This is a genomic window from Methylobacterium sp. UNCCL125 (assembly GCF_900116795.1).
Classification (GTDB): Bacteria; Pseudomonadota; Alphaproteobacteria; order Rhizobiales; family Beijerinckiaceae; genus Methylobacterium; species Methylobacterium fujisawaense.
Window position 1 is genome coordinate 44,350 of the sequence record NZ_FPBW01000026.1, and the last position, 12,211, is coordinate 56,560.

Here is a 12,211-nt window from a genome sequence, read left to right on the forward strand (position 1 = left end):
GGCGCGGGCCCGACGCATCCAGGCCCCTCTGCTGGATCGCGGGCGTGGGAGATGGGATCATGCGCCGGTGTTTCGTCTGTGCCGCCGCCATGATCGGGCCGAGCGACCGGACCCTGTCCTATCCGGGCGGCGCGCGCCGCGCCTTCCCGCTGGCCTGCAACGCCTGCGGGGTCCTGCTCGCGCACGGCGCGGCCCCGGAGGCCTGCCGCGCGCATCTGGCCCGAAGCCTCGCCGGTCCCGTCTTCGCGCCCGACCCGGAGGCGCCCTACGGCCTCGACCTCTATACCCTGCGTAGCGCCGCGACCCGTTGGCGGCTCGGCGTCCGTCCCCGCGACGCAGCCGGCCGCGCGGAACTCCGACACCCCCACGGTACCCGGGCGGCCGACGCTGAGCTGTTCGCCCTCGAAGCCGCCGACGGGCGCCCGGTGTCCCTCGGCCTCCTCTGCCGTCCGGCGGACCGGGACGCGGTCCTGGCCTCGCTGCCGGCGCAGGCTGGCTGGACGGACGACGTCGCGATCCTGATCGACGGGCCGGCGCGGGCGGCGGAGCCAGTTCCGGTCGCGGGCTTCGCCGCGGGGGCGGTGCGCGTGGCCGCCCGCCCCCTGGACGGGGATTTCGCCGCGCAGCGCAATGCCCTCCAGGGCCTCGCCCGCCACGGCTGGATGCTGCAGCTCGACGCCGACGAGGCGCTCGGCCCGGCGACCGGCCGCTTGCTGCCCGCCCTGGCGGCCCTGGCCGAGGCGGAGGCCGTCGTCTCGATCGGGCTCGCCCGGGCGAACCGGGTCGACGGCGTCCTCTCGGACGTGTTCCCGGATGTCCAGTATCGGTTGAACCGCACCCATCTGGTCTACGCCGGCCGCGTCCATGAGCGCCCGGTTCTCGACCGCGGCTGGCCCGGGAGCCTCATCGCCCTGCACGGCGGCATCGAGCATCGCCTGAGCGCGGCCCATGTCCGGGCACGGTCGCGGCGCTACGAGGCGCTCGATCCCGGGCGCGGACGTCTGGAGGAAGAGGCCGCGTTGCTGCGCCCCTACGCAGACTGACGGGTCGGAGCGGACCGGATCTGCTGCGGCTGCACGATCAGCGGCCCCGCGCCGCCGTGATCGCCCGTTCGTAGAGCGCCAGTGTCTCGCGCCCGAGGCTCGCCCGGCTGAAGCGCCCGGCCGCCGCCAGGGCGCGGGCGCGATAGGCGCGGCGCAGGTCCGGATCGGTGAGGAGCGGACGCAGGGCGTCGGCGAGGGCCGGCCCGGTCGCGGCCGCGGCCAGGGGGCCGGCGCCGGGCACGCCGACGAAGGCGCGGGCGCTCGCATCCTCGGCGCAGGCCACGACCGGCCGGCCGTAGGCGAGCGCTTCCTGGTAGACGAGGCCGAAACTCTCGTAGCGCGAGGGCGCCAGCACCGCGTGAGACTCGGCGTAGGCCGCCGACAGCGCCCGGCCGTCGATCCGGCCCCGGGCCCGGATGTGCGGCCGCGCCACATCGGGCAGATCGGCCGGGAGATCGTCCGGCGGCACCCCAACGAGGTCGAGCCGGAAGGCGGGCAGCGCGCCCCTCGCCCACTCGGCACCGAGGATCGCGACCGCGCCGAGAAGGGCATCGAACCCCTTCCGCGCCTCCGCCCGCCCGACGAAGAGCAGGCTGATCGGTTCCGCCGCCTCCGGATAGGGGGCGCCACTCGCGGCCTCGGCGACCTCGGGGGGCAGGCTGAGACCGATCACCGCCTCGGGCTGCCGCCCGGTCAGCCCGTAGCAACGGGTGATCACCCCCGCGTGCGTCGCGGTGTTTGCGATGAGCCCAGCGCTCGCCTGAGCCTGCCGACGCTCCAGGCGGTCAGCCGTCCAGCCGTCGAGGCGGTTCCGCAGGCTGCCGGCCGGCTCGCGGGTGAAGGCGGCCGGCGTGGAGCTGCGGGTCACCAGCGGCAGATCCCGCCGGCCGGCGAGCAGGGCAGCCGGCGCATACCAATTGGTCGCCTCGATCACGGCGAAGGGCCCTTGGCGATGCGCCTCCAGCACGGCACGCCGGAAGGCGAGCGGGGCGGCGAGATGGCCGGCGGAGCCCCAGAGGCGCAGGCGCGCGAGGGAGCTGCCAGGCGCCAGGGCGAGCCCCGACACGGTGACGCCGCCGATCCGTTCGTGTCCGGTCCGGTCGAGGGTGAACACCGTCACCTCCGCGCCCGCCTGCGCAAGGCTCTCGGCGATCTCTCGGGCCGCGGTGGAGAGCCCGCTCGGCGATGGCGGGTAGTCCCAGGCCAGGAAGGCGGTGCGCATCAGGCGGCGTGCAGGCGGTGGTAGAGGGCGAGGTAATCCCGGGCCATGCGTTCGGCGGTGAAGCGCTCCTCGAACCGGCGGCGGATCGCGGCGCGGTCGAGCTGCCCGATCCGGGCGAGGGCCGCGACCGCCTCGGCTTCGCTGGAGACGATGAAGCCCGTCACCCCGTCCTCGACGATCTCGGGAACCGAGCCGCGGTTCCAGGCGACCACCGGAGTGCCGCAGGCCATCGCCTCGATCATCACGAGGCCGAAGGGCTCGGGCCAGTCGATCGGGAACAGGAGCGCCCGGGCGCCGCCCAGGAGCTCGCCCTTCCGGGTATCGTCGACGGGCCCGAGATAGGTCGCGTCGACGCTCAGCAGGGGACGCACGCAGCGGTCGAAATAGTCCGGGTTGCCGACATCGATCGTGCCGCCGAGCCAAATCGGCAGACCGGCGGCGCGAGCGACCCGGATCGCCACGTCGGGCCGCTTCTGGTCGGTCATGCGACCCACGAAGGCGACATGGTCGTCCGGCGCGGCGCGGAAGGCGTAGCGCGCCCGGTCAATGCCGTGATGGACGATGCCGGCCAGGTTCACGGCCGGGATGCCGGTCGCCTGCGCGGCCGAGATCGCCGCGACGGGCAGGTCGGGGAAGCCCTGGAAGAACAAGGCCCGGTCGAGCTCGTCGACCCGCCAGTGGATGGTGGTCAGGCTGCGTCGGCGCCGCGCGCCCAGCAGCGCCGCGTGGGCGAATTCGCCGTGGCAATGGACGATGTCGAAATCGTCGAGCCGCTGCCGCAGGTCCTCCAGCTGCAGAGCCTCCAGGGCGGCGGGCACCCCGGGTGCGACGCGCCCGTGTTGCCGTTCCAGCGCCGCGAGACTCGGGTAATTGCCGACGCGCGGTAAGTCTGTCGCACTGTCCGATGGGGCGAATAATGTTAGTTCCACACCCAAGCTTCGTAGCGCCGTGCTGAGATCGTGCACAACCCGCTCGGTGCCGCCGTGATGGTCTGGGGGAACGGGAAAAATGTTCGGAGCGACCTGCGCGACGCGAAGCACGGCAACCTCTTTACATATGTTAAGCCGGGGCGCGGCGTTCGCTTTACATAAGTTAAGCGTTCTGCGGCGCGCGAGAGCCGCAGCGCACGCCTGATGTTTGTCCTGCATATCGCCCTGCAGGGCTGCCTGCGCGGCGACGGCGTCGTCTACGGGCTCACCGCCGACACGGGCGGCCATATCCGCTACCTGCTCGATCTGGTCTCGGCCTCGGTGCAGGACCGCGATCTCACGCGGATCGTGGTGGCGACCCGTCTGTTTCGCGGCTCCCTCGGGGCCGCCTACGCCGTGCCCGAAGAGCCGATCGCCGACAAGGTCACGCTCGTGCGGCTCGCGAGCGCGTCCCCGGACTACCGCGCCAAGGAGGCGATGCACGCCGAGGTCGCGTCCTTCGCCGAAAACCTCATCACCTGGATCGCCGCCCAGGCCCGGGCGCCGGATCTCATTCACGCGCATTACGCGGACGCGGCGACGGTGGCGGCCCTGGTGGAAGATCGCCTGGGCATCCCCTTCGTCTTCACGGCCCATTCCCTCGGACGCGTGAAGGCAACGATGCTGGGCACGGCCCCCGTCCGGCCTGATCTCGCCCGCCGGATCGCCGCCGAGGAGGAGGCTGTGGCGCGAGCCCAGCTCGTGATCGCCTCCTCGCGGGACGAGGCGGAGGTGCAGTACGCCGGCTATGCGGCCTACGATCCCGGACGCGTCCGCGTCCTGCCTCCGGGCAGCGACCTCGCCCGCTTCGCCGCGGCCCAGACCCATCCCCGGGTCGACGCGGCGATCGACCGTTTCCTCGACGATCCGGACAGGCCGGCAATCCTGGCGCTCGCCCGGCCGGTGGCGCGCAAGAATCTCGCTGCGCTGGTGCGTGCCTACGGCGAGAGTCGTGCGCTCCAGGCCCACGCCAACCTCGTGATCATCGCCGGGACCCGTGACGACATCGATACCCTCGACGGCGACATGGCCGCGACCATGCGCGACCTCCTCGTCCTGATCGATCGCTACGATCTCTACGGGCGCGTCGCCTACCCGAAGACGCACCGTCCGGAGGACGTTCCGGCGATCTACGCCCATGCCCGGACGCGCGGCGGCCTGTTCGTCAACCCGGCCCTCAACGAGCCCTTCGGCCTGACGCTACTCGAGGCCTCTGCCGCCGGCCTGCCGCTGGTCGCCACCGACAGCGGCGGCCCCAACGACATCGTCGAGACCTGCGGCAACGGGCTCTTGGTCGATCCACGCACCCACGGGGCGATCGCGGAAGCGTGCCTGCGGATCCTGGGCGATCCGGTCCTCTACGCACGCTGCGTGGCTGGCGGCGCCCGGGCGGCTGCAGCCTACGACTGGGACCGGCACGCCGCCCGCTATCACGTCCTGCTGCGCGCGCTGCTGTCCCCGGAGCCGCCCACCCAGACACCCCGGCAGCTGCTCGTCTGCGACATCGATAACACGCTGGTCGGCTGCGATGCGGCGATGGGAATCTTCCGCCGGTGGCGCAGCCGGCAGGCGGGGCTCGCCTTCGGCGTCGCAACCGGCCGGTCCTTCCACAGCGCGATGGCCGTGCTGGAGCAACAGGACAGCCCCCGGCCCCAGGTAATGATCACCTCGGTGGGATCCGAAATTTACCACCTCGACGCCAACGGCGTGACATACACGGCAGACGCCGCGTGGCGCCGGATCATAGAGCCCGGCTGGGATCGGCCCGCCGTGCAGGCAGCGCTCGACAGGCTTGATGGGCTGAGCCCCCAGGGTCCTCTGGAGCAGCGGGCCCTGAAGCTGAGCTATTTCGGTGACACCGAGACCGAACGGCGCGTCCGCGCGCGTCTGGCAGAGGCCGGCATCGCCGCGCGTGTGATTCACAGTCATGGACGGTATCTCGACGTCCTGCCCGAGGCCGCCTCGAAGGGCACTGCCGTGGACCACGTCCGGGCCCTGTACGACCTGCCGGAGCACGCCGTGTTCGTGGCCGGCGATTCCGGCAACGACATCGAGATGCTCGGCGCCCGCGTGCAGGCGATCATCGTGGCGAACTATTCCGACGACCTCGCAAGCCATGCCGCCCTGAAGCACTCCTACGTGTCCCGCCGGACCCACGCCCGGGGCATCATTGAAGGGGTCTCGCACTTCCGCCGGATGCTCGCCGATGCCGGCTGAGCACGAGGAGGGGCCGGCTCCCAGCGTCCTGACCCTGGTCCGCGGCCGGGCCGACCGCCTCCGTAACCTGATGCAGGGTCTCGCCCGCCAGACGCTGCCCCCGCGAGAGCTGGTGATCGCCTGGATGCAGTCGGAGCGTGCGCCGGACCTGCCCGATCCCGGCTGCCCGATCCGGCACCTCCACGTGCCGGGCGAGCCGATGCCGCTGGCCGCCGCGCGCAACCGGGCCGCCGAGGCAGCGTGCGCTGAACTCCTCGTCTTCCTCGACGTGGATTGCATCCCGTCGCCGACTTTGACGGACGCCTATGCGCGGGCCGGCGCTACGGCGCAGGGGCTGTTGCTCGGCGAGGTCCTCTACCTTCCGCCGGGGGCGGGCACCGGCGATTGCAAGCCGGCGGTACTCGACCGCCTCGGCCGAGCCCATCCGGCCCGGCCCGCCCTGCCCGAAAACGGCCTGCGGCCGGAACCCGATGCAGGCCAGCTCTGGGGCCTGTCCTTCGCCCTATCGGCCGCGGTTTGGCGCACGGCCGGCGGCATGGACGAGGCTTTCGTCGGCTACGGCGGTGAGGAGACGGACCTCGCCGCCCGGCTTGCCGCCGCCGGGCTGCCGGTCTTCTGGGTCGCGGGGGCTCGCGCCTATCACCAGCACCATCCGGTCCACGTGCCGCCGCTGCAGCATTTCGCGTCGATCCTCGCCAACGCGGCGCGTTTCCGGGCGCGGCACGGGCGCTGGTGCATGACCTACTGGCTCGACCAGTTCCGCGCGGCCGGGCTGATCGACTGGGACGTCGCCGCCCCCGCGATCCGCCTGATCCGCCCGCCGACCGAACCCGAGATCGCCGCGGCCCTGCGGCCCGACGCCCTGTTCTCTTGAGAGCGAGCCCGAACCCACCGCCATGAAGAAGCCGATCGCGTTCTTCGTTCATCATCAGGGCCGCGGCCACGCCAACCGCACGATGGCGGTGGCCGCCGAGTTTGCTCGTGACCGGGCCGTCTCGGTGCTGACCGCCGATCCACGCCTGTTCGACGGGTTCGGCCGCGACATCGAGATCGTGGCGCTGCCCAACATGATCGGCGCCGCCGTGCCGACGGCGCGCCTCTACGCCGAGCCGACGCCCCAGGTGATGCACTGCGTTCCCCTGGGTCTCGACGCGATGCGCCGGACCATGCGGTCGATCCTCGACCATCTCGACGAGCGTGGAATCGGCCTGTTCGTGGTCGATGTCTCGGCGGAGATCGCGCTGCTCGCGCGTATCGCCAGCGTGCCGGCGGTGCAGATCCGCATGCACGGCGACCGGTCCGATATCGGCCATGTCGGCGCCTACGAGGCCTGCGTCGGAATGCTCGCCCCCTTCGACGAGCGCTTGGAGCAAGACGATTACCCGGCACACCTGCGCGCCAAGACCTTCTACAGCGGCGGCCTGTGCACCAGCGTCGATCGGGTGCCGGAGCGCGCGGAGGCCCGCGCCAAGCTCGGCCTCGATCCTGCACGGGAGATCGTCGTGGCGGTGACCGGCGGCGGCGGCAGCGGCACGCCCTACGCGCCCCTCACGGTCGCGGCCCGCGCCGAACCCGACGCCCTGTGGCTCACCCTCGGGCCGACCCACCGCGAGGGCCACGAGACCGACTTTTCGAATCTGCGCGAACTCGGCTGGGTGTCCTCGGTCACCGACTACCTCGCCGCCGCCGACATCGTGATCGCCTCGGCGGGCGACAACACGGTCCACGAGATCGCCCGGGTCGGCGGCCGCCTGATCGTGATGCCGGAATGGCGCTACTTCGCCGAGCAGACCCGCAAGGCCGAGGCCCTGGTCCGGCTCGGCGCCGCCGTGCAGGCGCCCGCCTGGCCGGGTGATCTCCGGGGCTGGCGGGACCTCCTCGCCCGCGCCCGCGCCCTCGACGGGGCTCCCCTGCGGAGCCTCTACGCCCCCGACGCCGCTGCCCGCGCCGCCGGCTGGCTCGAAGGGCTGACCGACGCGCTCTGGGATTGCGGACCGGCCGGCGCCGAAACCGTCCCGCTTCCAGGCATCGCCGCCGAGTGACCGCCGCCGTCTCCCCAACCCAACCGGAGCCCGATCGCCTTATGTCCACCGTCTCCGTGGTGACCCTCGCGAAGGGCCGGCCGACGCATCTGCGCAACGTGCTCCGCGGCCTGGAGCGCCAGACGCAGCCCCCCGCCGCCTTCATCGTCGCAGTGATGCAGGAGACGCCCTACGACCTGCCCGAGGTCGGCTTCCCGGTGCATCAGATTCCGGTGGGGGGCCGCGAGTTGCCGCTGGCGGCGGCGCGCAACCGCGGCGTGGCGGCGGTCGACAGCGACGCCGTGGTCTTCCTCGACGTCGATTGCATCCCGGCGCCCGACCTCATCGCCGACTACGCGCGGGGGCTCTCCGAACTCGACGGGCTGCTGATGGGCGAGGTGCTTCATCTGCCCGAGCGCGCCACGCTGGTGACCTGGGACTATGCCGGCCTCGATGCCGTGGCGGAGCGGCATTCCGACCGCCGCGGCCCCCCGGCCTCCGGCATCGAGATCTGCAACGATTACCGCTGCTTCTGGTCGCTCAACTTCGCGATCCGGCGGGCGACCTTCCTGGCGACCGGCGGCTTCGACGAGCGCTACACCGGCTACGGCGGCGAGGACACCGACTTCGGCAAGCTCCTCGACCGAAGCGGCATCCCGATCGCCTGGATCAAGGGCGCGCGCGCCTATCACCAGTACCACCCGCACCACATGCCGCCGGTCCATCACCTCGAGAGTGTGGTGCGCAACGCCGAATTGTTCGAGGCCAAGTGGGGCTACCGCACCATGGGCCACTGGCTCTACGCCTTCAAAGTGATGGGCCTGATCGACGACACGCCCGACCGGCCGATCCGCATCCTGCGCCGGCCCGACGCCGCCGACCTCGCGCTGACTGGTCAGCTGGGCCACCAGCCCTACACCAACTCGGCGTCGGTGATCCGCGCCATCGAGGCTCGGACGGATGCCGGGGCCGCCGCGAAATCGCCGGCGCCGGTGACGGCGTGAGGATCGCGCTCCTTGCCCATCTCCGCCATCCGATCGCCCCGCCCTTCGCGGGGGGCCTCGAAGCCTATACGTGGAGCCTCGCGGACGGTCTCGCCGCCCGGGGCCACAGCGTCGCCCTGTTCGCCTCCGGCGACAGCGACGCGCGCTTCGCCCTGGATCCTGTGATCCCGGTCCATCACGAGCGGAGCCATGCCGGCCTGGAGCACCGGGGCGATGCGGGCCTGAAGGCTCATCTCGACGACGGCTACGCTTCCGCCTGCGACCGGATCGCTGCCGGGGGCTTCGATGTGCTGCACAACAACAGCCTGAGCCGTCTGCCCCTGGAGAAACGGCGCACCGCCGCGACGCCCACCGTCACGTCGCTGCACGTACCGCCCTACGACGCCCTGCGCTGGTTCGTGCAGGCGAGCCCCGCCCCGGGACACCGGATCACCGCGCCCTCCCGGGCGCATCTCGACGCGTGGTGGCCGGACGGGGCGCCCCCGGAGGCCTCGGTGCTTCACAACGGCATCGATCCCGCCGCCTGGCCGTATCGTCCGGACGGCGACGGCAGCGCCGTCTGGTGCGCGCGGATCACGCCCGACAAGGGCGCGCAGCACGCGATCGGCGCAGCGCGCCAAGCCGGCCTGCCCCTGACCCTGTTCGGCCCGGTCGAGGAGCCGGATTACTGGGCGGCCCAGGTCGCGCCGTTGCTCGGCGGCTCGATCCGCTACGGCGGCCAGCTCAGCGGGACGGCCCTGGCCGCGGAGGTCGGCCGCGCCTCCGTGTTCCTGGCCACACCGTGCTGGGACGAGCCGTTCGGACTGGCGGCGATCGAGGCGATGGCCTGCGGCCTGCCGGTCGCCGGCTTCGCCCGGGGCGCCGTCCCGGAGGTCGTCGGCGAAGCCGGATCCCTCGCGGCACCAGGGGACCAGGCGGGTCTTGCCCGTGCCATCGGCGAGGCGCTCGCGATCCCGCGGCCGATCCCGCGCGGGCGTGTCCTGCGCCTGTTCACCCGCGCATGCTGGCTCGACCGATGCGAGGCGCTCTACGCGCAGGCCCGCGCCGTTCGATGACCCCACTGCTCTTCCTAAATGTCTGCCCCTCCTGGGCCTTCCAACACCCTCAAATCAGAGTGCCATGACCCGTCAGGACCTGATCGCCGCCCTGTGGCACGGCCGCGACCCGTTCGCGGATCCCCCGGCGGACCTACGCCCCGCCGACCTGCAGGGCTGGCGCAGCATCCACTCCTACCTCGAGGAGGCGGTGATCGAGTTCCGGCCCCGTGTGGTCATCGAGATCGGCACCTGGAAGGGGGCCAGCGCCCTCTTCCTCGCGCGAACCATGGCCGAGAACGAGGTCGCCGGCACCGTGATCGCGGTCGATACGTGGCTCGGAGCCGTTGATCACTGGGCGGACGAGGCGCTGTTCGCGGAACTCGCCACCGAGCATGGCTATCCGAGCCTCTACCGGACCTTCCTGGCCAATGTGGTGCGCGAAGGCATGACGGACCACATCGTGCCGTTGCCGCTCGACTCGTTGAATGCCGCGGAACTCCTGCGTCTGCGCGGTGTGACCGCCGACGTCATTCATCTCGATGCCGGGCACGAGGAGACGTCTGTCGCGGCGGACCTGCGCGCCTGGTGGCCGGTCCTGCGGCCTGGAGGCCTCCTGATCGCCGACGATTACGATCGCTTGGGCGGCCGCTTCCCGGGTGTGACCCGGGCGGTCGATGCGTTCTGCGCCGAGGTCGGGGCGCGGGGGCCGTGGTCGCTGCAGGGCAAGTGCAAGTTCACCAAGCCGAATGAGGGCTAATCAAGTGCTTCGCCTGTGCGCCGGCGATGAGGATTTGGTCGGAACGCTGACGACCTCGGGCGTCCATCTCATGACAGGCGGCTGAACTTGGCGTCTTTCCACCCGGACCTTTCCATGAAACGCGGCATTGAGGGGAGATGACCCATGCCTCCTCGAACGCTGCGCCCTGTGCTCTCGTCGTCGACGACGACGGCATGGTCCGCATGGCTGCGGTCGACATCTTGGAGGAAGCGGGGTTTACGACCTTCGCGGCCTCATCCGGTGATAAGGCGTTGCTCGTGCTCGAAGAACACCACGCGTGCATCGTGCTGCTGTTCACAGACGTGCAGATGCCGGGCGTACACGATGGCTTCGCCCTCGCTCGCAAGGTTGCGAGCGCCTACCCTCACATCTCGATCGTCGCTGCGTCGGGGCAGGCCAAGCCCGGACCGAACGATCTGCCGGACGGAGCGCGCTTCATCGGAAAGCCGTTCAGCGTGGACATCGTGAATCACCACCTGCGCGAGGTTCTGCCGGACGAGCAGAAGCCCGAGCCGCTGCGCGACAAGAACCGCGCCTGAGAGGCGCGATCATATCTTTGGTCAGCACTCGCAGCTACGCAAGCATGCACGCAAAATGACTGTCAGCACCCCAAACGGACCCGGCGGCGCTGTCTGCTTCGATGCATTCGCCGTCCAGAAGCGGACGGGCCGGACACCACTCCGAGCGGACAGTCTGATAGCGACCCAACTCGGTCGCAAGCGCGCATCTAAGCTTTTCTTCAAAGCGGACGTTCGAGTGCATAAGTCAGAAGCGGCTCCCCAGGCATCAGTGCGCCGGCGACCGCTCCAATGCGTCCGACGAGCGCTTCTTCTTTTTGCGTTTGCTCACCTTCAACACCACGTCCAAGTTGTCCTCGGCGATGCGCTCAGCCAACACGAAGTCATGGAGTTCAGCGGTCGCTCCGTCTGAAGCAGCCGACGCTTCCGTCACAGCATAAAACGCCGCGCGAACGATCTCCTTCTTGCTCGCCTCCGGGTGCCGTTCGCGGATGGCAGAACGGATCGCCTTCGGCTTCATCCCAGGGGCGGCAATCTCCTTCAGCGTGTCTGCGATCTCTCTGATCGATGCGATATTGCTCACCTGCACCTCACCCGCTCGGCTGGGCCATAATCCCGTCGGCCAATGCGACGTTCCGATGACGCGGCCACACAGCCAGCTTCTTACGCGAGACGCATTGTTCACGCGAGCGTGAGGCCTTACCGAGCGGGCACGTTCTTCATGAGACCGGAACGCACTTGGGGCGCGTCCGCAATGCGGCGCGCCCCTCTTTCGCCTCCGGCATGAAGGCTGGCGAGGTATGGTCCCGACAGCATCAAAGGCGGTTCTCGCCCAAATGGGTCAATCGCGCGTGAGGCGTATATCGACCTCTCGCTCCACGAAGGTCCATTCCCGCGTGGCCCTGAGGTTAGAGAGAAGAGCTTCGAAATCCGCCTCATGCTCTGGCGCAAACTCGAACCAAGTCAGAAAGTCAAACGGCTCACGAAGATCCCTGCTGTGATGAAGCCTTCTGGCAATGGCAGGAAGATAGTTCATACCAATCGTGGTGTGCTTGGAAGTCTCCTCGAATATTTCACGGCGCTCGTCTTGAGCCAAATCCCACCACTGCTGAGATTTTTTGATCGGGATCAGAGCGGCATGAGTTGCTGTCGGCCGATCAAGAGCAGCTTGTAAGCTCCGTAGCCTATTGGCTTCATCGCGTGTGGTGTAGCGGAGGTTGCTAATAGCTCCGCGTAGACGCCATGCCATGTCGGAAGACGCCAAGTGTCCCGGATCTTCACTTTCACTCACCAAGCCAACTGACACAAATGCCACCTCTTCAAGGCGGGCTCCGGTCGTTGCCTCCGCGCGCGTAACCCGCCACGGGCCTCTGTCGCCGCCTGTGAACTCGATCACACAAGGC

General features: G+C 70.3%; 12 protein-coding genes. 8 read left to right on the plus strand and 4 right to left on the minus strand.

Annotation, left to right across the window (positions count from 1 at the left end; genetic code table 11):
* Positions 1 to 59: 59 nt before the first annotated feature.
* Positions 60 to 1,043: a glycosyltransferase family protein gene (locus BM396_RS23930; protein ID WP_043384612.1), complete on the plus strand. Its 984-nt coding sequence runs from the start codon at positions 60 to 62 to the stop codon at positions 1,041 to 1,043.
* Positions 1,044 to 1,080: 37 nt separating this feature from the next.
* Here BM396_RS23930 and BM396_RS23935 read toward each other — a convergent pair whose 3' ends face one another.
* A complete protein-coding gene (locus BM396_RS23935) occupies positions 1,081 to 2,265 on the minus strand; it encodes a glycosyltransferase family 4 protein (protein ID WP_043384609.1) in 1,185 nt (394 codons plus the stop codon).
* On the minus strand, positions 2,265 to 3,305 hold the full coding sequence (locus BM396_RS23940) for a glycosyltransferase family 4 protein (protein ID WP_043384607.1): 1,041 nt from the start codon (positions 3,303 to 3,305) through the stop codon (positions 2,265 to 2,267). The genes BM396_RS23935 and BM396_RS23940 overlap by 1 nt, the downstream gene beginning before the upstream one ends.
* 93 nt (positions 3,306 to 3,398) lie before the next feature.
* Between BM396_RS23940 and BM396_RS23945 the strand changes: the two genes are divergently transcribed.
* The 7 genes from BM396_RS23945 (at position 3,399) to BM396_RS23975 (ending at position 10,829) form a co-directional block, all read left to right on the plus strand.
* On the plus strand, positions 3,399 to 5,450 hold the full coding sequence (locus tag BM396_RS23945) for an HAD-IIB family hydrolase (RefSeq protein ID WP_043352927.1): 2,052 nt from the start codon (positions 3,399 to 3,401) through the stop codon (positions 5,448 to 5,450).
* Positions 5,440 to 6,324 (plus strand): glycosyltransferase family 2 protein, encoded by an 885-nt coding sequence (locus BM396_RS23950; protein ID WP_051976138.1) that lies wholly within the window; start codon positions 5,440 to 5,442, stop codon positions 6,322 to 6,324. Before BM396_RS23945 ends, BM396_RS23950 begins: the two co-directional genes overlap by 11 nt.
* 22 nt (positions 6,325 to 6,346) lie before the next feature.
* Positions 6,347 to 7,492, plus strand: a complete 1,146-nt coding sequence (locus BM396_RS23955; RefSeq protein ID WP_043384605.1) for a glycosyltransferase — start codon at positions 6,347 to 6,349, stop codon at positions 7,490 to 7,492.
* 41 nt (positions 7,493 to 7,533) lie between these two features.
* Positions 7,534 to 8,475, plus strand: a complete 942-nt coding sequence (locus BM396_RS23960; protein ID WP_043384598.1) for a glycosyltransferase family 2 protein — start codon at positions 7,534 to 7,536, stop codon at positions 8,473 to 8,475.
* Entirely contained in the window at positions 8,472 to 9,530 is a 1,059-nt protein-coding gene (locus BM396_RS23965) for a glycosyltransferase (RefSeq protein WP_043384596.1), read from the plus strand. Before BM396_RS23960 ends, BM396_RS23965 begins: the two co-directional genes overlap by 4 nt.
* Positions 9,531 to 9,594: 64 nt before the next feature.
* Positions 9,595 to 10,269: a class I SAM-dependent methyltransferase gene (locus tag BM396_RS23970; RefSeq protein ID WP_043384594.1), complete on the plus strand. Its 675-nt coding sequence runs from the start codon at positions 9,595 to 9,597 to the stop codon at positions 10,267 to 10,269.
* Positions 10,270 to 10,406: 137 nt separating this feature from the next.
* On the plus strand, positions 10,407 to 10,829 hold the full coding sequence (locus BM396_RS23975) for a response regulator (protein ID WP_051976137.1): 423 nt from the start codon (positions 10,407 to 10,409) through the stop codon (positions 10,827 to 10,829).
* A gap of 247 nt (positions 10,830 to 11,076) precedes the next feature.
* Here BM396_RS23975 and BM396_RS23980 read toward each other — a convergent pair whose 3' ends face one another.
* Positions 11,077 to 11,391 carry a hypothetical protein gene (locus BM396_RS23980; protein ID WP_348273027.1) on the minus strand — a complete coding sequence of 105 codons (315 nt, stop codon included), beginning with the start codon at positions 11,389 to 11,391 and terminating at the stop codon, positions 11,077 to 11,079.
* A gap of 258 nt (positions 11,392 to 11,649) precedes the next feature.
* Complete coding sequence (locus BM396_RS23985) at positions 11,650 to 12,057, minus strand: chlorite dismutase family protein (protein ID WP_335645402.1); 408 nt, start codon at positions 12,055 to 12,057, stop codon at positions 11,650 to 11,652.
* Positions 12,058 to 12,211 lie beyond the last annotated feature (154 nt).